Origin of the sequence: Bordetella pseudohinzii (assembly GCF_000657795.2) — a bacterium.
GTDB lineage: Bacteria > Pseudomonadota > Gammaproteobacteria > Burkholderiales > Burkholderiaceae_B > Bordetella > Bordetella pseudohinzii.
Genome location: NZ_JHEP02000005.1, coordinates 24,691 through 48,273, shown reverse-complemented (window position 1 = coordinate 48,273; position 23,583 = coordinate 24,691). Strand labels below are relative to the sequence as shown.

Annotated in this window: 21 protein-coding genes; 9 read left to right on the top strand and 12 right to left on the bottom strand. The window is 66.6% G+C overall.

The genetic code is table 11. The features are described 5' to 3' along the window. Positions 1–17: 17 nt before the first annotated feature. The 4 genes from L540_RS08430 to mnmC all read right to left on the bottom strand — a co-directional run bounded on the left by L540_RS08430 (position 18) and on the right by mnmC (position 6,193). Positions 18–671 carry a methionine ABC transporter permease gene (locus L540_RS08430; protein WP_043215239.1) on the bottom strand — a complete coding sequence of 218 codons (654 nt, stop codon included), beginning with the start codon at positions 669–671 and terminating at the stop codon, positions 18–20. After that, on the bottom strand, positions 628–1,716 hold the full coding sequence (locus L540_RS08425; RefSeq protein ID WP_043215240.1) for a methionine ABC transporter ATP-binding protein: 1,089 nt from the start codon (positions 1,714–1,716) through the stop codon (positions 628–630). Before L540_RS08425 ends, L540_RS08430 begins: the two co-directional genes overlap by 44 nt. A 162-nt stretch (positions 1,717–1,878) precedes the next feature. Beyond that, positions 1,879–4,104: a glycoside hydrolase family 31 protein gene (locus tag L540_RS08420; protein WP_043215241.1), complete on the bottom strand. Its 2,226-nt coding sequence runs from the start codon at positions 4,102–4,104 to the stop codon at positions 1,879–1,881. A 244-nt stretch (positions 4,105–4,348) separates the two neighbouring features. Further along, on the bottom strand, positions 4,349–6,193 hold the full coding sequence (gene mnmC / locus L540_RS08415) for a bifunctional tRNA (5-methylaminomethyl-2-thiouridine)(34)-methyltransferase MnmC2/FAD-dependent 5-carboxymethylaminomethyl-2-thiouridine(34) oxidoreductase MnmC1 (RefSeq protein WP_043215632.1): 1,845 nt from the start codon (positions 6,191–6,193) through the stop codon (positions 4,349–4,351). A 114-nt stretch (positions 6,194–6,307) separates the two neighbouring features. On the opposite strand from mnmC, the gene L540_RS08410 reads away from it, so the two are divergent. Beyond that, on the top strand, positions 6,308–7,180 hold the full coding sequence (locus L540_RS08410; RefSeq protein WP_043215243.1) for an inositol monophosphatase family protein: 873 nt from the start codon (positions 6,308–6,310) through the stop codon (positions 7,178–7,180). Between the two features lie 18 nt (positions 7,181–7,198). On the opposite strand, the gene L540_RS08405 is transcribed toward L540_RS08410, so the two are convergent. Next, positions 7,199–8,884, bottom strand: coding sequence for an AMP-binding protein (locus L540_RS08405; RefSeq protein ID WP_043215246.1), 1,686 nt, complete (start codon positions 8,882–8,884; stop codon positions 7,199–7,201). A gap of 77 nt (positions 8,885–8,961) precedes the next feature. On the opposite strand from L540_RS08405, the gene L540_RS08400 reads away from it, so the two are divergent. Further along, positions 8,962–10,182 (top strand): M20 aminoacylase family protein, encoded by a 1,221-nt coding sequence (locus L540_RS08400; RefSeq protein ID WP_043215248.1) that lies wholly within the window; start codon positions 8,962–8,964, stop codon positions 10,180–10,182. Here L540_RS08400 and L540_RS08395 read toward each other — a convergent pair. Further along, the gene (locus L540_RS08395) at positions 10,167–11,045 is read right to left on the bottom strand and encodes a LysR family transcriptional regulator (protein WP_043215250.1); all 879 of its coding nucleotides are present in this window, start codon (positions 11,043–11,045) and stop codon (positions 10,167–10,169) included. The two genes, L540_RS08400 and L540_RS08395, sit on opposite strands and share 16 nt — an antisense overlap. Positions 11,046–11,149: 104 nt before the next feature. Here L540_RS08395 and L540_RS08390 point away from each other — a divergent pair, with 104 nt between their 5' ends. From L540_RS08390 to pagP, 4 genes are all read left to right on the top strand, one after another. Then, entirely contained in the window at positions 11,150–12,187 is a 1,038-nt protein-coding gene (locus tag L540_RS08390; protein ID WP_043215251.1) for a YeiH family protein, read from the top strand. A gap of 80 nt (positions 12,188–12,267) precedes the next feature. Further along, entirely contained in the window at positions 12,268–12,672 is a 405-nt protein-coding gene (locus L540_RS08385; protein WP_043215254.1) for an acyl-CoA thioesterase, read from the top strand. A 12-nt stretch (positions 12,673–12,684) separates the two neighbouring features. Next, positions 12,685–14,154: a magnesium transporter gene (gene mgtE / locus L540_RS08380; RefSeq protein WP_043215256.1), complete on the top strand. Its 1,470-nt coding sequence runs from the start codon at positions 12,685–12,687 to the stop codon at positions 14,152–14,154. Between the two features lie 83 nt (positions 14,155–14,237). Then, the gene (pagP, locus tag L540_RS08375) at positions 14,238–14,783 is read left to right on the top strand and encodes a lipid IV(A) palmitoyltransferase PagP (RefSeq protein WP_043215634.1); all 546 of its coding nucleotides are present in this window, start codon (positions 14,238–14,240) and stop codon (positions 14,781–14,783) included. 12 nt (positions 14,784–14,795) lie between these two features. Here pagP and L540_RS08370 read toward each other — a convergent pair whose 3' ends face one another. After that, positions 14,796–15,392, bottom strand: a complete 597-nt coding sequence (locus L540_RS08370; protein ID WP_043215259.1) for a gamma-glutamylcyclotransferase — start codon at positions 15,390–15,392, stop codon at positions 14,796–14,798. 160 nt (positions 15,393–15,552) lie between these two features. After that, positions 15,553–16,011 (bottom strand): Lrp/AsnC family transcriptional regulator, encoded by a 459-nt coding sequence (locus L540_RS08365; RefSeq protein WP_043215636.1) that lies wholly within the window; start codon positions 16,009–16,011, stop codon positions 15,553–15,555. Between the two features lie 204 nt (positions 16,012–16,215). Between L540_RS08365 and L540_RS08360 the strand changes: the two genes are divergently transcribed. Then, positions 16,216–16,785, top strand: coding sequence for a cysteine dioxygenase family protein (locus L540_RS08360; RefSeq protein WP_372432926.1), 570 nt, complete (start codon positions 16,216–16,218; stop codon positions 16,783–16,785). Here L540_RS08360 and L540_RS08355 read toward each other — a convergent pair. Continuing rightward, positions 16,769–17,734 (bottom strand): tripartite tricarboxylate transporter substrate binding protein, encoded by a 966-nt coding sequence (locus tag L540_RS08355; RefSeq protein WP_043215261.1) that lies wholly within the window; start codon positions 17,732–17,734, stop codon positions 16,769–16,771. The genes L540_RS08360 and L540_RS08355 overlap by 17 nt on opposite strands. Before the next feature lie 117 nt (positions 17,735–17,851). Here L540_RS08355 and L540_RS08350 point away from each other — a divergent pair, with 117 nt between their 5' ends. Beyond that, on the top strand, positions 17,852–18,367 hold the full coding sequence (locus tag L540_RS08350) for a DUF1993 domain-containing protein (RefSeq protein WP_043215263.1): 516 nt from the start codon (positions 17,852–17,854) through the stop codon (positions 18,365–18,367). Between the two features lie 23 nt (positions 18,368–18,390). On the opposite strand, the gene L540_RS08345 is transcribed toward L540_RS08350, so the two are convergent. From L540_RS08345 to L540_RS08335, 3 genes are all read right to left on the bottom strand, one after another. Beyond that, a complete protein-coding gene (locus tag L540_RS08345; RefSeq protein ID WP_043215265.1) occupies positions 18,391–19,104 on the bottom strand; it encodes a VOC family protein in 714 nt (237 codons plus the stop codon). 1 nt (position 19,105) lies between these two features. Next, positions 19,106–21,838: a preprotein translocase subunit SecA gene (secA, locus tag L540_RS08340; protein ID WP_043215267.1), complete on the bottom strand. Its 2,733-nt coding sequence runs from the start codon at positions 21,836–21,838 to the stop codon at positions 19,106–19,108. A 154-nt stretch (positions 21,839–21,992) separates the two neighbouring features. After that, the gene (locus tag L540_RS08335) at positions 21,993–22,973 is read right to left on the bottom strand and encodes a M23 family metallopeptidase (protein WP_043215268.1); all 981 of its coding nucleotides are present in this window, start codon (positions 22,971–22,973) and stop codon (positions 21,993–21,995) included. A gap of 126 nt (positions 22,974–23,099) precedes the next feature. Between L540_RS08335 and L540_RS08330 the strand changes: the two genes are divergently transcribed. Next, positions 23,100–23,510, top strand: coding sequence for a flagellar hook-length control protein FliK (locus L540_RS08330; RefSeq protein WP_180961663.1), 411 nt, complete (start codon positions 23,100–23,102; stop codon positions 23,508–23,510). The last annotated feature ends 73 nt before the right edge of the window (positions 23,511–23,583 follow it).

The following is a 23,583-nucleotide window of genomic DNA, read 5'->3' as shown; positions in this document are numbered from 1 at the left end:
GAAGGGAAAAGCCATGATCAGCGGTGCGACATGCGCCGCACCAGCCAATCGCCAAAACTCTGTACGGCCTGCACAAGAATGATCAGCACCAGCACGACGGCCAGCATGACTTCGGGCAGGAAGCGCTGGTAGCCGTAGCGGATGCCCAGGTCGCCCAGGCCGCCGCCGCCGATGGCGCCGGCCATGGCCGAATAGCCGATCAGGCTGACGATGGTCACGATGGTGGCGGCGACCAGGCCGGGCAGCGCTTCGGGCAGCAGGACTTTGCAGATGATCTGCAGAGGGCTGGCGCCCATGGCGCGGGCCGCGGTGATCAGGCCCGGATCGACTTCGCGCATGGCGTTCTCGGCGATGCGCGCCATGAAGGGAATGGCGGCGACCGACAGGGGCACGATGGCGGCCGTGGTGCCGATGGAGGTCTGGGCCACCCAGCGCGTAAACGGGATGATGGCCACCATCAGGATGACAAAGGGCACCGAGCGCGTGGCGTTGATGATGACGCCCAGCACATGGTTGACGGTCAGGTTCTGCAAGAGCGCGCCGCGGCCGGTGACGATGAGGGTGACACCCAGGGGGATGCCGATCAGGACGGCGATGCCGCCCGCCACGCCGACCATCAGCAGGGTCTCAAGCAGCGACGTGATAAGCAGATCGATCAGTTGCGGGCTCATGGGCAATTTCTTCTATGGTGATGTCATGGTCGGCCAGCGCGGCGAGCGCGCCCTGGACGGCCTGCGGCGCGCCTTGCGCCAATACGAACAGCGTGCCGACGGCCACGCCCTGGATGTCGTCCACGCGGGCCTGAATCAGGCTGATGTCCAGGGCGTGCTCGCGCGCGAGATCGGAGATCAGGGCGCCGCCTGCGTGCTTGCCCGTCAGCGACAGGCGCCACAGGCGCACGGCGCTGCCCGGCCGGGCGGCGGCCTCGGCGGCGATGCGCTCGCGCACGACGGCCAGCGTGCCTTCGGTGAGGTCGGACGCCGTGGCCGCCGACACCATGGCCCGGGTCACCTCGTGCTTGGGCGATGCGAAGACATCCTGGGTGCGGCCGATTTCGACGACCTGCCCATGCGACAGCACGGCCACGCGGTCGCAGATCTCGCGCACCACTTCCATCTGGTGCGTGATCATCACGACGGTCACGCCCGTCTTGCGATTGATGTCGCGCAGCAGCGCCAGGATGTTGTGGGTGGTTTCGGGGTCCAGCGCCGAAGTGGCCTCGTCGCTGAGCAGGACGTCCGGGTCATTGGCCAGGGCGCGCGCGATGCCCACGCGCTGCTTCTGGCCGCCCGAAATCTGGCTGGGATAGCGGTCGCGCAGATGCTCCAGCCCGACCAGCGCCAGCAGGCGCTCGACCTTGGCGGGGATGTCCTGGCGCGGCACGCCGGCGATTTCCAGCGGCAGGGCCACGTTGCCGTAGACGGTGCGGCGCGACAGCAGGTTGAAGCCCTGGAACACCATGCCGATGCGGCGGCGCTGGCTGCGCAACTGGGCTTCGTTCAGGCCGGTCAGTTCCTGGCCGCCGATGCTGATGCTGCCCTGGTCCGGGCGCTCCAGCAGGTTGATGCACTGGACCAGCGTGCTCTTGCCGGCGCCGCTGGGTCCAATGATGCCGAAGACCTCGCCCTGCTCGATCAGCAGGTCGATGCCCCGCAAGGCCTCGAAGCGGCCATGCGGCGTGGCATAGGTCTTGGATAGGTTTTGAATATGAATCATGGCATGTGATTTTGTCTTGCCGTCCTTCTGAAGAGAACGACTGTTTATTCCTCTTTTAATAACCATTGGTTATATAGAAGGACATAGACCCGAACCACGCGCCGGCGCGGATCGGGTCAGGAGAAAACCGTCGGAAAGAGGCCGGCCATGGCCGGCATCGGATCAGCGGGCTCGGGAAATGCGCACTTCCGCCCCGCGCCGCTTCACTTCCAGGCCTTCGGACGGCAGGATGCGCAGGCCTTCCAGCCCCTTGATGTAACTGGAGCCCTGCATCTGCATCACCCGGATTTTATTCCGCATGACGACCGGGTTGTGCACCGGCATGCCAAACATCCAGACCTCATCGAGAATGCGGGCCGAATTGAACTCGCCCGTATGCTGGGCCACCGGCCCCAGGCAGAGCATATGTCCCTCGCGGCCGAACACGGGGAACTGCCCCAGGCCACAGTCCAGCGTCCAGGTCGTGCCGCCCTCGTAGCGATGGCCGGTGTTCAGGTCCCACCAGGCCTCGCCCTTGGGCAGGTACACGCGCGCCTTGTCGCCCGGCTCCAGCATGGGCGCCACGAGCAAGGCCGGCCCCAGCAGGTATTGCAGGTCCCAGGCATGAGCGTCGGGGTCGTTCGGGAAAGACATCGCCATCGAACGCTGCACCGGCAAGCCAGTGCGCGCGGCGTCTTCGATCGCGCCCAGCACATAGGGGATGAGGCGGTAGCGCCATTGCATCCAGGTCTGGACGTGCGCCAGCGTCTCCGGGCCGAAAGCCCAGGGCAGCAGCCCCGGCACGCCCTGGAAGCTGAAATTGGCGGAGAACACATTGGCCGTCAGCCAGCGCACATACAGCTCGGGGGTCATGCCCTCCAGGCTGGCCGTGGCCGAACCGAGGTTGTGCACCTGGACCGGCAGCCCGCTGGCGCCGATCGACAGCGCGGTGCGCAGGGTGTGCTGCAGGCCGGCCCAGTCATTGCTCACCTGGGGACCGGACTGCCAGGGCAGGCGCTGGGCGGCCGGGAAAAGGTCGGTGCTGGGCACCACGCCCTCCGGCGGCACCTTGTGCCCCGCCACCGCGTCGAACAGGGCGCGGCGCGCCAGCAGCGGATAGATCGTGCGCAGCGCCGGGCCGGTCTCGCCGTTGCGCGCGGACACGCCGTCGGGGATGGCGATCTGGGCATTGCAGGCCGGCGTATCCAGGCCGTCGTCGACCAACTGCCGATGACGCTCGACCCAGAGGGCATAGGCGTCGCGGTAGGTCAGGTCCAGCAGGCCATAGGGCTGGCCCGCCGTGGCCGCATTGCCGTCAAAGACCTGGGCGCTGCCGTCGTCGCGCGTCAGCAGCCAGCCGCGATCTTCGAGTTCTTCGAAAAGCGGAGTGTGCTTGAGCACGGCCGGAAAACCATGGCCGGCGACATGCGCATGCAGTTTGTGGAACAGCGCGAGCGTCTGGCGCGCATCCGGAAACCGCTGGGCGTCCCATTCGATGGCCGACTTGTCGGCCTGGAAGCCCCAGGCCGCAGGCAGGGCCAGCATCACGGCGTCCAGGGCCACCTGCCGGCCGCGGAATTCTTCGACCAGCGCGGCCGTCTCGGCCGGCATCTGGCCCGCGGCCTGCTGCAGCCAGGCGCCCATGGCCCAGAGCACCGGCTGGCCGGCGCGGCCGGTCAGCGCCGAATACTGGTTGAGGATTTCAGCGGGATCGCCGGCGAACAGGAACACATCGAGCACCGGGTCATCCAGTGTCAGCACGTAGCTGTCCTCGTCCGGCGCGACGCCGACGCTGTGCTCGACCCGGCGCACGGTGTTGGCGTAGACGCCCCAGCCGCGCGGGCTCCAGGCCAGCGGCAAGGCGCGGTGTTCGGGGTCATCCGAGACCACCGACTCCTGGCGGCGGTTCAGGTCGCCCGGGGTTTCGCCCAGGCCGTAGACGGCCTCGCCATCGCGCAAGGCGAAGGCCATCGTCCATACCGCCTCGTCGGCCTCGTCCAGGGCGTTGTGCCCGAAAGGCGGATTGTGCGGGGACAGAGAGGATGCAAGCACATCGGTCTCGCCGCGATACAGGGTCAGCCGCAAGGGATCCGTGCGCAGCTCCAAGGACACGTCGCCTTGCGTGATGCGCCAGCCTTCGGCGTCGTCGCGCGGCGCGATCGTCGCCTCGCCCACGGCTTCCTGGCGGGCCAGCAGCATTTCCGCCACGGCGCGCGCCCGCGCGCCGGGTTTGTCGTCTGTCAACAGGCCTGCCTCGCCACTGCGCAGGCGAAAGACGCCCGGCGCGTGTGCCTCGACCACCAGATGCAAGCCACCGCCTGCGTCAAAGTCGATGCGGCTGGGGCGGGATGTCAGCAACTCGATGGTATCGAGTTGATTAGTATGAGCAAAGTCGTACTTCGGCGGCACAGAGCATCCCCCGGCTTTAGCCAAAAACCAATAAAAGTCGTTATTTTGACGGATTTGGCCCCCGAAATAAACTCGGTCCCTGTTTCGCCCTTGAAGTCGTATTTCGATCGGGCGCCACCATCCGCCGGCAAGCGGCGTTGCGAGTACGCATTCACTCTACGCCCAGGATGGCTTTTCGGGGGCAAATCCGGAATAAAAATCCATTAACGGCTTTTATTTTTCCCTAAATAACGACATATCCCGCTCAGCGCGGGGCGATCGAAGCCAGCAAATCGGTCTCCAGGGGCAGGGGTTCGCCGCAAAGCCGGGCGGCGGTCACATCGCCCATGAGCGCCGACCAGCTCAGGCCGCGCGAGGCATAGCCAGTGGCCAGGCTGATGCCGGGCGCCCGCGGCAACTCGCCCACCGCAGGCAGCCGGCCAGGCAGCACGGCGCGCCAGCCGGCCCAGCCAAGCAAGGGGGCGCCCGGCGGCTCGCCCAGCGGCTCGCCCAACAGACCCGCCACCTTGTCCAGATTGGTTTGCCTGCCGGCGCGGCTGACCTCGCTGGCCGAGGCGCCATGGGCATAGGTGCTGCCCGCCACGCACCAGCCGTCGACCGCGGGCAGGAGATAGCCTTCTCCGGCGACGATGCAGCGCGGCCCGCCCGCAAGCCGCGCCGCGGGCACATGGCTCACCTCTCCGGCCAAGGCATGCATCTGGGCCAGGCGGGGCAGACCGTCCAGCAGGCCGCTGTCCTGCAGGACGATCCGCGCGCCCAGGGCATTGGCCAGGATGACCTGCTCTCCTTCCGCCAACAGCCTGCCCTCGCCGTCCAGGACCTGCCAGGCATGGGCGCCACGGGCCAGCCTGGCCGCGCGCCCGGTGATGCGGGCGATCCCCGGCTGGGCCAAGAGGCTGTCGATCAGCGCCTGGGGACGCACCAGCAGGCCGTCGCCGAAATAGAGCCCGCCGCGCGCCACCGGCAGGCCCGCCAGCGCCGAGGCCTCCTCGCGCGCCACTTCGCGCACCCACTCCGGCGGCAAGGCCAGGATGCGCAGGGTTTCGGCCAGGTCGGCGGTGCGCCCCGCGTCGCGCTCCAGATGCAGCGTGCCCACCCGGCTCACGGCCGCCAGTCCGGCCCAGCGGCGCAGCGCGCGCTGACTGCCCGCGCGCGCCAGCCGGGCCCGGGAGTTGTCGTCGCGGGCGACCACCGGCGTCAGGGCGGCGGCCAGATGCCCGCCATGCGCGGCGGCCGGCTCGGCCACCAGGCTGACGGCCAGGCCGCGCAGGGCCAGGGCATGGGCCACGCCAGCGCCCGCCAGCCCGGCCCCGACCACCACCACGGGCTGGCGCGGCGCTCGCACGGGCTGGGGCGCATGCTTGGCCGCCCAGGCCGCGCGGCGCCCCACCGTCATGTGATGCTTGCCGCCGAACCCGGCCACGCGCTCGACCTCGAAGCCGGCCTCCTGCAAAGCCCGGCGCACGAAGCCGGCGCTGCTCCAGGTCGCCAGCGTGGCCTGGGCATTGCCCAGGCGCAGCAGACGGCGCAGCAGGGCCGGCTCCCACATGGCCGGATTCACCTTGGGCGCAAAGCCGTCCAGGAAAAAGGCGTCCACGCAGGCCGACACACGCGGGACCATCTGCTCGATGACGCCGAAGGCCAGGGTCAGCGTGACCGCCCCGGACTCGAACTCCAGCCGATGCAGGCCGGGCAGCAGCGCCGGCCACTGCCCGGCCAGTTCGCGCGCCAGGCCGCGCAGGGCTTCGGGCACCTGGCTTTCGCACAGGCCGCGATAGGCCTCCCGCGAGAAGGGATGCCCCTCGATGGACAGCATGTGCAGACGGCCGCAGCGCGCCGGATCGTCCCGCCAGGCCTGCCAGAGCGCCAGGAAATTGGTCCCCAGGCCGAAGCCGGTTTCGCACACCGTGAAAGACTCGCGCCCGCGCCAGCGCCGCGGCAGGCCATTGCCGTGCAGGAACACTGCCCGCGCCTGGCCCAGCGCATCGGAAGGGCTGTTATAGACATCGCCGTACTGCCGGCTGAAAAGGCGGCCGTCATCGTCCAGATCGGTAAGCGCGGGTGTCAGAGGGATGTAAGCGGAAGACATGGTTTTGCGGCGATACGGCCCGCCGGTCAGGAATGCGTTGGCCTCAAGCCACGCCAAAAGATTAAATTGTCGTAAAAAAACAGCGTTCGAGTTGCCTGGGCTTACACTCGACTCATGCAAAGCTCAGAGACTCTCCCCCCCAAGGCGATGCTCGATCTCGGCGCCGCCATTGATATCGCGGTGAGCGCGGCGCACGCCGGCGCGGCCATCTTGCAGTCGTATGCCCATCACCGCAGCGACCTCATCATCGATCACAAGGCCCGCAACGACCTGGTCTCTCAGGCCGACCGCGAAGCGGAAGCCGCCATCCTGGAAATCCTGCGCGAACGCAGCCCGGCCTACGGCATTGTCGCCGAGGAAACCGGCGGCGCGGCCCAAGGCCCGGCCACCTGGTATATCGACCCCCTGGACGGCACCACGAATTTTCTCAGCGGCATCCCGCATTACGCCGTTTCCATTGCCCTGGTGGCGCATGCCGGCACCCAGGCCTCGCCTGGCGCGCCCCTGCAAGAAGACACGCCCGTCATCGGCGTGGTCTACGATCCCAACCGCGAAGAGCTGTTCGCCGGCGTCTACGGCATCGGCTCCTGGCTCAACGGCCGGCGCATTTCCTGCTCGCGCACGCCGCGCCTGGAAGACGCCGTGCTGGCCACCGGTTTCCCCTTCCGCGACTTTTCCTTCGCGCCCGAATACATGCCCATGCTTAACGACGCCATCTGCCGCGTGCGCGGCGTGCGCCGCATGGGCGCGGCGGCGCTCGACCTGGCCTGGGTCGCCTGCGGCCGCTACGATGGCTACTGGGAAATGGGCCTGGCGCCCTGGGATGTCGCCGCGGGCACCCTGATCGTGCGCGAAGCCGGCGGCATCTGCCGCGACATGGACCGCCAGGATCCCTGGCCGGTCGCCGGCCGCCTGGTGGCGGGCAATCCGGCCGTGTACGAATCCCTGCACGACATGATCACGCCCCACCTCAGGGTGCCCGCCTGAAGACAACCAGGCGCGGGCTCAGCCCTGCCCCGCCAGGACTTCGTCGCGCAGCTCGCGCCGCAGGATCTTGCCCACATTGCTCTTGGGCAGCTCATCGCGGAACACCACGGCGCGCGGGCGCTTATAGCCCGTCAGCCGGCTTTCGCACCATTTGAGGATATCGGCCTCGCTGACCGACGGGTCGCGCCTGACCACATAGGCGCGCACCGCCTCGCCCGAATGCTCATCGGGCACGCCGATCACGGCGCACTCCTGCACCCCCGGGCAGGCCGCGATGACGGCCTCCACCTCGTTCGGATAGACCTTGAAGCCGGACACGGCGATCATGTCCTTCTTGCGGTCGACGATGCGCGTATAGCCGCGCTCGTCCATGATGCCGATGTCGCCCGTGCGGAAAAAGCCGTCGGCCGTCATGACCAGGCGGGTTTCCTCGGGCTTGCCCCAATAGCCGGCCATGACCTGGGGGCCGCGGATCGCGACCTCGCCGCGTTCGCCCAGCGGCACTTCATTGCCTTGGTCATCCAGGATGGCCAGGTCGGTCGACGGCAGCGGCAGGCCGATGGACCCCGAATAGGCCGCCGAACTGGTGGGATTGACGGTCGCCACCGGCGAGGTCTCCGACAGGCCATAGCCCTCGATCAGCGGATGGCCGGTGATCTGCAGCCAGCGCTCGGCCACCGAAGGCTGGACCGCCATGCCGCCGCCCAGGGTCAGGCGCAGGCCGGAAAAATCCAGGGCGGCAAAGGCCGGATTGCCGGCCAGCGCATTGAACAAGGTGTTGACGCCCGGAAAGACATTGACCGGCGCGCGCCTCCAGGCCGCGATCAGGGCGGCCTGGTCGCGGGGATTGATGATCAGCAGATTGCGCATGCCGGCGTGCATGCCGAACAGCCCGCACACCGTCAGGGCAAACACATGGTAGAGCGGCAAGGCGCTGATCACCGTCAGCTGCGGGCCGCCCAGATCGCCCAGCACCGGCCGCGCCATGGCCGCGACCTGCAGCACATTGGCCACCAGATTGCCATGCGACAGCATCGCCCCTTTGGGCACGCCCGTCGTGCCGCCGGTGTATTGCAGCACCGCCAGGTCGCTCATGCCCAGGGCCGGCGCCGAAAAGTTCGCGCGGGCGCCTTCCTGCAGGACGCGCGTCCACGGCCAGGCCCCGTCCACATGCCATGCCGGCACCAGCTTCTTGATATGCCGCGCCGCAAAATTGACCAGGGGCGCCTTCAGGCCGCCCAGCAGGTCGCCGGGCCCCACCACCACCACATGCTTGAGCGCGCCGCGATTGCCCACGGCCTGCAAGGTGGCCGCGAAGTTCTCCAGGATGACGATGGTCTCCGCGCCGCTGTCGAGCAGCTGGCGCTCCAGCTCGTCGGCCTTGTAGAGCGGATTGACGTTGACCACCACCATGCCCGCCCGGAAGGTGCCCAGCAGCGCCACCAGATAGGCTGGCACATTGGGCATCATCAGGGCGACCCGGCTCCCGCGTTCCAGGCCGCGGGCCTGCAGCCAGGCGGCAAAGGCGCGCGCCCACTCGTCGATCTGGCGAAAACGGATATCACTGCCCATGGCCGTGCAGGCGATGCGCCCGGCATGGCGCTGGCAGGCCTGGTCCAGCAGGTCGGTCAGCGAGGTATAGGGTTCGGTGGAGATCTCGGTGGGAACGCCCTGCGGATAGTGCGCGAGCCAGGGTCGCAGCATGGGTTTGCCTCCATTTAGTTTGTTTTTTGTTTGATGATACCCTTCAAAAGTTCCTGCTCACATATAGAGATTTCCGCATGAAGATCCTCGAACCCATCCTCGCCTGGCGCGAAGAGATCGCCGCGCTCAGGCGCGATATCCATGCGCATCCCGAACTCGCCTTCGAAGAATTCCGCACCGCCGATCTGGTGGCCCAGCGCCTGCAGGATTGGGGCATCGACGTCGATCGCGGCCTGGGCGGCACCGGCGTGGTCGGCATCATCAAGGGCAAACAGGCGGGCCCGCGCGCCGTGGGCCTGCGCGCCGACCTGGACGCCCTGCCCATGCAGGAAATCAACACCTTCGCGCATGCCAGCCAGCACGGCGGCAAGATGCACGCCTGCGGCCATGACGGCCACACGGCCATGCTGTTGGGCGCGGCGCGCTATCTGGTGGCCCAGCACCGGGATTTCGCCGGCACGGTCTATGTCATCTTCCAGCCCGCCGAAGAAGGCGGCGGCGGCGCCAAGCGCATGATCGACGACGGCCTGTTCACCCGCTTCCCCATGGACGCGGTGTTCGGCATGCACAACTGGCCCGGCATGCGCGCCGGCCAGTTCGGCGTCACGGCCGGCCCCATCATGGCGTCGGCCAATGAGTTCGTCATCCGCATCACCGGCAAGGGCACCCATGCCGGCATGCCCCATCTGGGCGTGGACCCGGTCATGACCGCGGTGCAGCTGGCCCAGAGCCTGCAGACCATCATCACCCGCAACCGCGCGCCGCTCGAAGCCGCCGTGCTGTCCATCACCCAGATCCACACCGGCAGCGCCGACAACGTCGTGCCCAACGACGCCGAGATGCGCGGCACCGTCCGGACCTTCACGCTGGAGACCCTGGACCTGATCGAGCGCCGCATGGAAGAAATCGCCCGGCATACCTGCGCGGCCATGAACTGCGACCTCGAGTTCGAGTTCATGCGCAACTATCCGCCCACCATCAATCACGCCGCCGAGACCGCGTTCGCGGTCGAGGTGATGCGCGACATCGTGGGACAGGACAATGTCTTCGACAAGGTCACGCCCACCATGGGCGCGGAAGACTTCGCCTTCATGCTCCAGGAAAAACCCGGCTGCTACGTCTGGATAGGCAACGGCAGCGGCGATCACCGCGACGCCGGGCACGGGGCCGGTCCCTGCATGCTGCACAACGGCAGCTATGACTTCAATGACGAGCTGATCCCGCTGGGCGCCACCTACTGGAGCCAGCTGGCGCTCAAGTGGCTGGCCCAGCCGGCCGCGCCTCAGACGGCCGCCTGACAGGCGGCCAGGAAGCGCCGTGCCGCGCGCGAGCAGGCTTGCGCGTGCGGCACCAGGATGCTCAGCGTGCGCGTCATGGCCTCGGGCGCGATGCGCAGCGCGGCCAGGGTGCCATCCTCGTGGCGCATGGACATCACCGAAACAAAGCCCACGCCCAGCCCGGCGCGCACCGCCTGCTTCACGCCCTCCACCCCGGCCAGCTCCAGACCCGCCACCACGGGCAGCGCGGCCTGCTCGAAAGCCTGTTCCACCAGCCGCCTGACGCCCGAACCCGGCTCGCGCATGACCAGCGGCAGCGAGGCCAGTTCCGCCAGCGTCGCCGTGCCGCGCCGCGCCAGCGCATGGTCGGCGCGCACGATGGCCACGACCTCATCGCGCCGCCAGGCATGGACTTCGGTATCGGCGGGCAGGCCCGCGGGCACCTGCCCTTCGATGAAAGCCAGGTCCAGCGTGGGCAGCCGCTCCACGATCTGGCGGGTGTTGCCATCCGATAGATGCAGGCTGACCGAGGGGTAGTCCGCCCGGAACTGCGCCACCAGGGCGGGCAGGAGATAGCTGGCCGGCGTCGTGCTGCCGCCCAGGCGTAAAGACCCCGTCTCCAGACCGCGCCACGCGTCGCGCATGGCGCGCGCCTGGCCATAGACCTGGCGCAGCTGCCGGGCGTGGGCGGCCAGGCGCTCGCCGGCCTCGGTCAGGGCAATGCCATGGCCGCTGCGGCGATACAGCGGCTCGCCGAACCACTCCTGCAACATGCGCAGCTGGCCCGACAGCGCGGGCTGGGACAGATGCAGCTGCTGCGCGGCGCGGCTGATATTGCCGAGGTCGGCCACGCAGGCAAAGCTCAGGAGCTGGTCGGGTGTCATGGAAAATATCGGAAATTCTTATATTACATATAGAAAATAAAGATTTTTCAGATAACTGGCAAGGCCGTAATATTTCCTCCAGTTATTTAGTTATCCCCCTACCCATGTCAACCGCAGCCCTCCCCGCCCCCACTCCCTGGCGCGACAAATTCAACGGCGTGCTTTTTGTCGCCCTCATGGCCGGCGCCGTCGTGCAGCTGGCCGATATCCCCGCCATCAAGCAGCTGGGCTTCTCGCCGCTGGTGGTCGGCATCGTGTGCGGCATGCTCTACGGCAACTTCCTGCGCGGCACCATGCCGGCGGACTGGGGCGTGGGCGTCAACTTCACCGCGCGGCGGCTATTGCGCATCGCGGTGGCCTTCTATGGCCTGAACATCAGCATCCAGCAGATCATGGCCGTCGGCCTGCCCGGCCTGGCGGTTTCCGTGGCCGTGGTCGTGGGCACCCTGGTCATCGGCACCGTGGTCGGCCAGCGGCTGCTGGGGCTGGACCGCGACACCGCCATGCTGACCTCGGCCGGCAGCGCCATCTGCGGCGCCGCGGCCGTGCTCGCCTTCGAGCCCACCCTGCGCGCCGCCCCCCACAAAAGCGCCGTCGCCGTGGCCACGGTGGTGCTCTTCGGCACACTGTCCATGTTTCTCTACCCGGTGGCCTATCACGCGGGCTGGCTCGATTTCGATACCCAGGCGCTGGGCATCTATATCGGCGGCACCATACATGAGGTCGCCCAGGTCGTCGGCGCGGCCAGCAATATCGACCCGGCCACGACCGAAGTCGCCACCATCGTGAAGATGACCCGCGTCGCCCTGCTGGTGCCGGTGCTGCTGGTGCTGGGCATGTGGCTGCGCAGCCGCGGCAGCGACGAGTCCGCCCAAGGCGGCGGCCGCCTGCCGGTGCCCTGGTTCGCGGTCGGTTTCCTGGCGCTGGCCATCGTCAATTCGCTCAATGTCCTGCCCGCCGAACTCATCACCGCCATTCGCCGCCTGGACGTCTTCGTGCTCACCATGGCCATGACGGCCCTGGGCATCGAAACCCGCTTTGCGCAGATCCGCAAGGCCGGCCCGCGCGTGCTGGCGCTGGGCTTTATTCTGTACATCTGGCTGCTGGCCGGCGGCTACGGCATCGTCAAACTGGCCGCCTGATCGCCGACCCGGGCCGCCGACGACACGCCCGGGTCGCGTTTTTCCTGCATAATCGGTCGGTTCGCCATCAGGAGCCGGCCATGACGACCAAACCCCAGTCCACCACCCTGCCCGCCGGCCGAGAGCCCGTATTGCGCGTCATGCCGATGCCGGCCGACGCCAACATCCATGGCGATGTCTTTGGCGGCTGGATCATGTCCCAAGTCGATATCGCGGGCTCCATCCCGGCGGCGCGCCGCGCCGCGGGCCGTGTCGCCACCGTGGCGGTCAATGCCTTCCAGTTCAAGAAACCGGTTTTTGTCGGCGACCTGTTGAGCTTCTACGCCCATGTCGTCAAGACAGGGACCACGTCCGTCACGGTCGAAGTCGAAGTCTATGCGCAGCGCCAGCGGCTGGACGCCGAAATCGTCAAAGTCACCGATGCCACGCTGACCTACGTCGCCACCGACGAGGCCCGCCGCAGCCGCCCGCTGCCTACCCTCTGAGCCCCGATTCGCATGACGCAGTCCGCCGCGCAAAAGACTCCCGCGACGCCCCGCCGCCTGGACCCCGAAGACGCCCAGCACGCACTGGAAGAAGTCCAGGAATGCCTGCGGCGCCAGCAGGTCGTCTCCGATCTTGTGCATCGCCAGGAGCAGGGCGACCGCAAGGCCGGCCTGGTTGAAGACCTGGTCGAGCGGCAGCAGCAGGCGGAACTGCAGACGCTGATCAACCGCCTGCACCCGGCCGATATCGCCTTCATCCTGGAGTCCCTGCCCAAGGACGCGCGCCAGCAGGTCTGGCAGCTGGTCAGTCCCGAGCACGACGCCGACGTGCTGTTGGAGGTCGAAGACTGGGTCCGCGAGTCGCTGATCGAGGCGATGGACCGCCAGGACCTCATGGCCGCCACCGGCAATATGGATGCCGACGAGCTGGCCGACCTGGCGCCCGACCTGCCGCCCGACGTCGTGGCCGAGGTCCAGAAGGGCCTCACCGAAGAAGAGCGCGCGCAGCTCCTCGAAGCCATGGGCTACCCCGAGGACAGCGTCGGCGCCATCATGGACTTCGAGATGGTCCGCGTGCGCGAGGACGTCTCGCTCGAAGTCGTGCTGCGCTATCTGCGCCGCCTGCACGAGCTGCCCGACCACACCGACCAGATCTTCGTGGTCGACCGCCAGGACAAGCTGCAAGGCGTGCTGCCCATCGCCGTGCTGCTGGTCAGCGAGCCGGAAACCGAGGTCCGCTCGGTCATGAATACCGACTACCTCACGCTGGGGCCGCTGGATTCCGATGCCGACGCCGCGGGCGCCTTCGAGCGCTACGACCTCGTCTCCGCGCCCGTCACCGACGAGCAGGGCCGCCTGATCGGCCGGGTCACCATCGCCGACGTGGTGGACGTAATGCGCGAAGACTCCCAGGAGCAGGCGCTCTCCCGCGCCGGTCTGCAAGAAGAAGACATCTTCGCGCCGGTCTCCATGGCCCTGCGCAATCGCGCGCCCTGGCTGCTTTTTAACCTCTGTACGGCCGCCACCGCGTCTTTCGTGGCCTCGCGTTTCGAAGGCACGGTCAGCCATATCGTGATCCTGGCCTTCCTGATGTCCATCGTGGCCGGCATCGGCGGCAACTCCGGCAATCAGACCATGACCATGATCATCCGGGCGCTGGCGGTGGGCCGCATCACCGGACGCAACATCTGGCAACTGGTCAAGCGCGAGATGCTGGTCACCCTCCTGGTCGGCCTGTGCGGCAGCCTGGTGGCCGCGGCCTTCGCCTGGGCCATTTCGGATTCGCTGTCCATTGCCCTGGTGATGATGGCGGCCATGATCTGCAACATGCTGGTCGGCGCCAGCGTGGGCGTGCTCGTTCCCATGGTCCGAGCCCGTTTCGGCAAGGACCCCGCCATCGGGTCCTCGGTCCTGCTGACTTTCGCGACCGACTCCCTGGGGTTTTTCATCTTTCTCGGGCTGGCCACCCTCTTTCTGCTATAAAAACACGACAAAAGCGGGGGGCCGATCGGTGTACATTTGGTGCATCGATCTTGTCATTTGTTCAGTGTGTTTTCGTCGTGTCGATTCCGTTTCGCCAGTTTCTCGCCGCCCTTCTGCTCTGCCTGCCCGCGCTATCCCATGCCTGTGACAGCCTGCCATCCTGGGCACAATCCGCCTGCCAGCGCCTGGACCAGATCTGGTCCGAAGGCGGCAATGACCTCTACGTCACCGGATATTCCTGGCACAACCGCTCGATGTATAGCGCCGAGAAAATCCGCTCCTTCAATGAAAACGCCTGGGGCGGCGGCTGGGGCCGCAGCATCTACGACGAGGACGGCGATTGGCAGGGCCTGTACGCCATGGCCTTCCTGGACTCGCACAGCAAGGTCGAGCCGCTGGCGGGCTATGGCTTCCTGAAAATCGGCAAGGTCAGCGACAACTTCCGCCTGGGCGCCGGCTACACGGTGTTCCTGACCGCCCGCCACGACATCATGAGTTATGTGCCCTTCCCGGGCATCCTGCCCCTGGTGGGCGCGGGCTATAAAGACGCCATGCTCTACGCCACCTATATCCCGGGCGGCAAGGGCAACGGCAACGTGCTCTTCGTCTTCGGCCGCTGGCACTTCTGAGCGCCGGCGGGCTCAGCCCGCCGCCTGCGCCAGCCTGCGTACCAGCGCGCCCAGACGCCCATCGTCGATGCCGCTGGCGCGCAGCGCCTGCTCCGTCTGCACCACATAGTCCAGGCAGGGCCCGGACTGGCCCACCGCGCGCCGCACGGAGTCCAGCAGCCGATCTTCGGAGAGGCCGCGCGCATAATCTTCGCAGCGGCGATTGAGCAGAAAGACCAGACCGCGCACGGCGTTCTCGTCCGTCTCGCAACTCAGCCAGCGCGGCACATAGGCGCCTCGCAGCATCTCGCGCGCCCACAGCATCCGGAAAGTCGGCACCACCTCTGAAGCGGCGATGCGGTAAGCCACACCCCGGCAACAACCGCCACGGTCCAGGCCGAACACCAGGCCGGGCAGATCCGGCGAGCCGCGATGATCATGCGACCACAGGCAAAGCGAGCGGTGATAGCCGCGCACCGTGGCCAGTCGTCTTTCCATCCAATTGAAGTTGGGCCGCCAGATCAGCGAACCGTAGGCAAACACCCAGAGATCTTCGCTGCCATTCCAGCCGAGCAGCAGGTCATCGACTGAAGCCGGTTCGGCGCGGGTTGCCGAGGAAGAGAACGTCATGGCCGGAAATGCGGGGCGTCGCTGCCCGTGTCAGGATGGGGGATATCCTAAGGCCGCGCCCGCGCAAATGCATTGCCACCTTGGCGGCCTGCAAGCCACTGAAATAAAAATCCCATCCCCGCGCCCCGTCTCGGCTGAAAAAAAATTCCCCGGCCGGGATTCACAGCCCAGGCAGCGGTAATTCCGTCGTACTTTTAATGACTTCCATCGAGAAGCTGGCGCTGACATCCAGCAGATCCACCGCCTCGATCAGGCGGCGGTAAAAGCGGTCATAGGCCGCCATGTCCTCGACGACGACCTTCAGCAGATAGTCGATATCCCCCGCCATCCGATGAAATTCCACCACATTCGGCAGGGCCATCACCGCGCTGATCAATGCCTGGGTCCATTTGGCGTTGTGCTGGCTGGTCTTGATGGTCACAAAGACCGTGAGGTTCAGCCCCAGGGCGGCGGGGTCCAGCAGGATGGCGTTGCGGGCGATGACGCCATCGTCCTTGAGCTTCTGGATGCGGCGCCAGCATGGCGTCACCGACAGATTCACGTGCTCGGCGATCTCGGCCACCGATCGGGTGGCATCCTGTTGAAGCAGGCTCAGAATCTTGATGTCGGTCTGGTCCACGGCGCTCTTTTCCCCATTGGCCTCCACGCCCGGGCTGCGCAAGCAGACCCGTCGGGCCCCAATGTTGCCTCTTCCCCGGGGCGGCGTCCAGCCGTTACCGCCACGAGCCGCCCGCCGAAGCCGAGCAAAGAATTGCTAAAAACCCCTCGGATGGCCCAGGAATTGGCAAAACCTTTCTCCGCCAAGCTCCCTAGCATAGAGCCTATGTTTCCTTCTACGCCCGACCTCATGCTCCAGACCGACCGCGACTGCCCATTGAGCGATCTTTGCCGCATGGTCGACCACGCCGCGCAAAAGGCGGCCGCCAGCCTCCTGGCGGAACTGGCCGAGGGCGTCGCGGCCGCCGATGGCATACTGGCCTATCTGCCCGAGGCGCTGCGCCAGGGCCATCCGGACCACTACACCCGCCACATCGCCTATGCGGACCCGCAAGGCCGCTTCACCATCGCCTATCTCATCTGGCGCCAGGGGCAATTCAGCCCCGTGCATGGGCACAAGACCTGGTGCACCTATCGGGTGCTGCAAGGCCAACTGAGCGAAAGCCACTTCCGCTGGAACGCCCAGACCGGGCAGGCCGAACCGACCGGCGGCAAACTCCGGCGGCCGGGCGAAATTGTCACCGCCATGCCCGGCCTGCAGCAAATCCATCGCCTGGGCAACGCCCAGGCGCAGACCGCGATTTCGCTGCACATCTATGGCGTGCCGCAAGCGGACATCGCCACCGGCGTGAATCTCACGGTCGGCAGCGCCCAGGCCCTCAGTTTTCCAGGCTGATATTGCTGGCCTTGATAAAGGAGTCCCAGCGCTGGAATTCCGTCTTCACATAGGCGTCCAGCGCCGGGCCGTCCGAGCCCACCACCTCAAACCCCGCTTCCTCCAGCTTGCGCCGGACGTCGGCGTCCTTGAGCACCGTCTGGAAAGCCGCCGTCAATTGTTTGACGACTGGAGCCGGGGTGCCGGCCGGCGCGAACATGCCGCTCCACGAATACGCCACCAGGCCCGGAAAGCCTGACTCCGCCAGCGTCGGCACGCCCGGCAGGTCGCGCAAACGCTTGTCACCCGCCACGGCCAGGGGCTTGATCTTGCCAGCCTGGATCTGGCCGCGCAGGGCGGCGAAACTCAGCCAGGTCATATTGGCCTGCCCGCCCACCACGGCCTGCACCGCCGGACCCGCCCCGCCGTAAGGCACGTGCAGCAGGTCGACCTTGGAGCGCTGTTTGAGCTCCTCCGGCGCCAGGTGGTTCAAAGAACCGACGCCCGTGGACGCATAGTTGTATTTGTTGGCCGGCTCCTTGCGGGCGGCGGCCAGGAATTCGGCCAGATTGTTGCCAGGCACCTTGGGATTGGCCCCGATCACCAGCGGGAAACGCACCGTCAGGCTGATCCCCGTGAAGTCCTTGAAGGTGTCATAGGGCAGATTGGGTTTGACGGCCGGATTGATGGCGTGATTGTCGAAACTCACCAGCAGCGTGCTGCCATCCGGCTCGGCCCGGGCCACGAAAGCCGTGGCGATCTGGCTCGCCGCGCCCGCGCGGTTTTCCACCACGACCGGACGCCCCCCAAGCTCCTGGGACAGGCGCGGCTGCATGATACGGGCCAGGATGTCCGTGCTTCCGCCCGGCGGGTAAGGCACCACCAGCACCAGCGGCTTTTGCGGGGCCGCCTGCGCGGTCATCAGGGCCGCGGCGGCGCATAGGCCGCCCACAATCTGCCTGAGCTTCATTGTTCTTCCTTGGATCTGGTCAGAGGGCCCGAGCCCCAACGTCTTCCCGCATCGCCTGTTTGCCCGGGATGCGAGTAGAGCTAAGATGGTAAAGCTAACCCAGGGCCAGGAGGCAATATGCCCATCTCGATTTATCAAGCTTCGGCCCCCGTCTTCGTGCGCGGCCTGAACGTTCTGGCTGGTCTGCTGGACAAGGCCGAGGCTCACGCCCAGGCCGAAGGCCTGGACCCCGCCACCCTGGTCCAGGCCAGGCTGGCTGAAGACATGTATCCCTTGGCCGGCCAGATCCAGCGCGCCAGCGACACCTCCAAATTCGCCATCCAGCGCCTGAGCGGCGTGGCCGCTCCCAGCTTCCCCGATACCGAGGCCACGCTGGACGAGCTGCGCAAGCGCATCGCCGACACCATCGCCTATATCAAGAGTGTGGCGCCGGATAAGTTCGACGGCGCCGAAGGACGTAGCATCAGCATCAAGCTGGGCGCATTGCAGCCCAACTTCAATGGCCCGTCCTATCTGTTTACCTTTGCCCTGCCCAACTTTTATTTTCATGTAGCCACAGCCTATGACGTGCTGCGGCATGCCGGCGTCAAGATAGGCAAGCTCGACTACCTCGGCCCTTACGCGGCCAACTAGGCCGGCCTCGCCGGCCCGGCCTGTCAGATCCCGGTATTCAGCACGTGCTGCGAGCCGTCACGGTAGGCCAGCGTGAGCGTGGTCAGGGCGGGGGTGACGGCCGCGGCATCCTCGACCACATGGATGCGCAAGTTGGATAGCACGACGTCCCAGCCGTCCGTCTGGGGCTGCGCATCGGCATCGGCCACCAGCGCCATGCGCCGGGCCAGGGCCTGGGCATCGGCCGCGCGGGCATCGATACGCGCCAAGCGGCGCGCGCCGTTGGGATGGTCCATGAACTCCGGCGCCCAGACGCACTCGGGCGTCAGATGCCGGCAGAAATACACGCGGAACCCGGGGATGGGCTGCTCGGCAAAGCGCACCGTGTGGAAACGCGCCTGCATCTCGCGGCCGCCCACGCGGGCCATCCGCGTCAGCTCTTGCACCGGATTGACCGCGAAACCGGCCTGCCGCAGACGCTCATAGGTGGCTTCGGCATCGTCGCAGCGGAACACCAGGGCTTCCAGTCCCAGCGGCGAGTCGGCGATTTCCTTGCGCGCCGGCGGCGCGCCAGGCGGCCAGCCCAGCAGCTCGATATAGGTATCGTCCAGGACGATGAGCTGGTTGCACGACCCCAGGTTGTGCACCGCCTTGTCGCTCAGGCGGAAACCCTGGCGCTCATACTGGGGCGCGAGCGCCTCCAGGCGGTCGCGCACCATGATGACTGCGTGATCGAATGCGGACGGCGCGCGCTGCATATCAGGTCAGCTTGCCGTGGCACTGCTTGTACTTCTTGCCGCTGCCGCAGGGGCAAGGATCATTGCGGCCCACCTTGGGCACGACGTTGCGCACCGGCTCCTGGCCCGCGGGCGCATCGCTGGCCAGCGCTTCGTCATAGTCCGAATGGTGATACTGGACGTTCTGCACATGCGGTTGCGCCGCTTCGGCCTCGGCCTGCTCGACCTGCTCGGTGGACTGCACGCGCACCGTCATGAGCACGCGCACCACGTCGTCGCGGATGCGGTCCAACATGCCCGAGAAAAGCTCGAAAGCCTCGCGCTTGTATTCCTGCTTGGGGTTCTTCTGCGCATAGCCGCGCAGATGTATGCCCTGGCGCAGGTAGTCCAGCGCCGACAGATGCTCGCGCCAATGCGTGTCGATGGCCTGGAGCATGATGGAGCGTTCGAACTGGGCCCAGGACTCCGCCCCCACCAACTCGGCCTTGGAGCGGTACACGTCGCGGGCGGATTGCAGCACGCGCTCGAGCAGCTCTTCGTCGGTCAGGTTGGGCTCGGACTGGACCATCTCGGCCAGCGGCAGCTGCAACTGCCAATCGCCCGCCAGGGCCTGCTGCAGACCAGGGATATCCCACTGTTCTTCGACCGACTCGGCCGGCACGAAGGAACGGAACAGCTCCGTCACGGCCGCATCGCGCAGGCTCTCGACCGAGGCGCCGATGGAGCTTGCCTCCAACACCTCGTTGCGCTGCGCGTAGAGCACCTTGCGCTGGTCGTTGGCGACATCGTCATATTCGAGCAGCTGCTTGCGGATGTCGAAGTTGCGGCCTTCGACCTTGCGCTGGGCGGTCTCGATGGAGCGGGTCACCATGCCCGCCTCGATGGGCTCGCCCTCGGGCAGCTTCAGGCGCTCCATGATGGCCCGCACGCGGTCGCCGGCGAAGATGCGCATGAGCGGATCTTCCAGCGACAGATAAAAGCGCGAAGAACCCGGATCGCCCTGGCGGCCGGCGCGGCCGCGCAGCTGGTTATCGATACGGCGCGACTCGTGGCGCTCGGTGCCGATGATGCGCAGGCCGCCAGCGGCCTTGACGCGCTCGTTCAGCGGCTTCCATTCCTGGCGCAGCGTCTCGATGCGGGCCGTCTTGTCCGCCTCGCTGAGCGATTCGTCCGCATGGATGAGGTCGATCTGCTTGTCGACGCTGCCCCCCAGCACGATGTCGGTGCCGCGGCCGGCCATGTTGGTGGCGATGGTGATATGGCCGGGCTTGCCGGCCTCGGCCACGATCTCGGCTTCGCGGGCATGCTGCTTGGCATTGAGCACCTCATGCGGCAGCTTGGCCTGCTTCAGCAGGCCGGACAGCAGCTCCGAGTTCTCGATGCTGGTGGTCCCCACCAGCACGGGCTGGCCGCGCTCATGGCAATCGCGGATGTCGTTGAGGATGGCGTTGTATTTCTCTTGATTGGTCTTGAAGACCTGATCGTTCTGGTCCTTGCGCTGCATCGGCTTATTGGTCGGGATGATGACCGTTTCCAGGGTGTAGATTTCCTGGAATTCATAAGCCTCGGTGTCAGCGGTGCCCGTCATGCCCGAGAGCTTCTCGTACATGCGGAAGTAGTTCTGGAAGGTGATGGACGCCAGCGTCTGGTTCTCGTGCTGGATCTTCACGCCCTCCTTGGCTTCGACGGCCTGGTGCAGGCCATCGGACCAGCGGCGGCCGACCATGAGACGGCCGGTGAATTCGTCGACGATGACGACTTCGCCGTCCTGGATCACATATTGCTGATCGCGGAAGAACAGCGTGTGCGCGCGCAGCGCCACCATCAGGTGATGCATCAGGGCGATATGCCGCGGATCGTACAGCGACTCGCCTTCGGGCAGCAGGCCGACCCGCGAGAGGATTTTTTCGGCGCTCTCGTGACCGGATTCGGACAGGTAGACCTGCTGGCTCTTTTCGTCGACCCAGTAGTCGCCCTCGGGTTCGGGTTCATGCGGCTTGGGCTCGCCCGCCATGCGCTGGAGCAGCGGCGGCACGGCGTTCATGCGCACATAGAGCTCGGTGTGGTCTTCGGCCTGCCCGGAGATGATCAGCGGCGTGCGCGCCTCATCGATCAGGATGGAGTCCACTTCGTCGACGATGGCGTAGTTCAGCCCGCGCTGGCGCCGGTCCTCGACACGGTACTCCATGTTGTCGCGCAGGTAATCGAAGCCGAATTCATTGTTGGTGCCGTAGGTGATGTCGGCACGGTAGGCAGCGATCTTTTCTTCGTTGGGCTGCTGCGGCACGACCACGCCGGTGCTCATGCCCAGATAGCGGTACAGGCGCCCCATCCATTCGGCGTCGCGGCGGGCCAGGTAATCGTTGACCGTCACCACGTGCACGCCCTTGCCCGCGATGGCGTTCAGGTAGACGGGCAAGGTGGCCATGAGCGTCTTGCCCTCGCCGGTGCGCATTTCGGCGATCTTGCCGTTATGCAGCGCGATGCCGCCCAGCAGCTGGACATCGAAATGGCGCATGCCGAACACGCGCTTGCCCGCCTCGCGCACCACGGCGAAAGCCTCGGGCAGCAAGTCATCCAGGGAGCTGCCCTTGGCGTGGCGGTCACGGAATTCCTGCGTCTTGGCCTGCAGCGCCTCATCGGAGAGGGCGGCGATCTGGGGCTCAAGATTGTTGATCTGGACGACCAACTTGCGGTACTGCTTGAGCAGCCGGTCGTTGCGGCTGCCGATGAGTTTTTTGAGCAGAGAAACCATGCGTGTCGGGGACGGCCACGGGGCGCGGCACCCGCAAGCTACGCGGCGGCCACGCCCATGCCGATATTGTCTGTGTATGGTTAAGCGGGAGCCCCCGCTAGGAAACAATCCAGTTTAACGCACTGGAGCGCTGCCGCGAACGCGGCCGAGCATATCAGGGCGCGGCGGGGGTGGCCGCGCCCTTGCCCTGCGGGGCCTGGGCCACGACGGGCGCGACGGGATTCTGCGATCCGAGGAAGAGGCGCGGATCCAGCGGCTGGCCCGCCAGGCGCACCTCGAAGTGCAGGTGCGGCCCGGTGGAGCGGCCCGATGAGCCGACACGGGCGACTTCCTGGCCGCGCTCGACCACATCGCCGGCCTTGACCAGCAGACGCGAAGCGTGGGCGTAGCGGGTGACCAAGCCATTGCCATGATCGATCTCGACCATATTGCCGTAGCCGGGCTGGCCCTTGGCCAGCAGCACCACGCCGCCGGAGGCCGCCAGGATGGGCGTGCCGGGCGGAGCGGAGAAATCCAGCCCTTCGTGCATGGCATAGCGGCCCGTCACGGGGTTGCGCCGCCAGCCATACGAAGAACTCAGATAGGGATACTCCTTGATGGGCATGGCCGTCGGCACGCGGGCCTGCTCGGCCGAGTGGCTGGTCAGCGCCGCATCCAGCAGCTTGAGATTGTCGGCCTGCTCGGCCATGCGCGTCTGGATGTCGTCCAGCTGGCGGCCCAGGGCCTCGGCCGATTCGGGCGTGGGCGGCTGGCGATCCGTGAACAGATCGTCCATGACATGGGTGGCTTCCTGCAGCGTGGCCGGGACGGCGGCGTCGCCGCCCGTATATTGCAGCCCGGCGATCTCGGCGACACGGCGTCCCAAACCGTCTATGCTGACCAGCTTGGCCTGCAGCATGCCCACCTTGGTGGCCAGCATATTGACATTTTCACGCAGGAAATCGGCGTCGCGGTTGGACTGCGAGCGCGCATACGAGGGCCAGTCCACGGTGTAGGGCGAGGCCGAAGCGCCGAAAAGCAAACGCTGCATACCCGCGCCGAACATGGCGGCCGCCAGCAAGGCCAGCCCCATGAGCAAGGCCAGACGCCCACCGCCGACGGTGAAATGCCGGTCCTGCCCAGCCCGGGCATGCATAATCACTACCTTCAAGGTTGCATCCTATTATTATTGAACGGCATGAATAGACAACCTTCATCCCGCTCGCGTTCCTCGACCAGCAAGCCCGGCGAACGTACCGCTCTGGGCTGGCTGGGTCACGATATGCGCGGCGCCGGCGTCCTTGCGACGGCGCGGGCGCATTTGCAGATCCAGCAGGCGGTGGCAGCGGTGCTGCCGCCGGCATTGGGCGCGGTCTGCGTCGTCGCCAAGCTGGAAAATCAACGTTTGCAGCTGGCGGTTCCTGGGCCGGCGCATGCGGCCAAATTGCGTCAGATGGCCCCGCGCATCGCGCAGACACTTTCTTCGCAAGGCTGGAACCTTAACGAAATTAGCGTCCGCATTCAAGCCGGGATGCCGCGCCCTGGACAACGCGCGCCCCGTCCCCCGAAAGAAGCCGTGCCGCTGGGCGATGCGGCCCTCAAAGCCTTCGAAGACCTGCGGCAGCATTTGACCCCCGGCCCCCTGGCCGACGCCGTGTCCAAGCTATTGCGTCACCACAAAACCAAGGGCTGATCCGTCCCTCGGCGCGGAGCAGAAAAATAAGACGAGCGGAGGCCGCCCCGCCCCTCAAAAAGCAAGAGGCCCT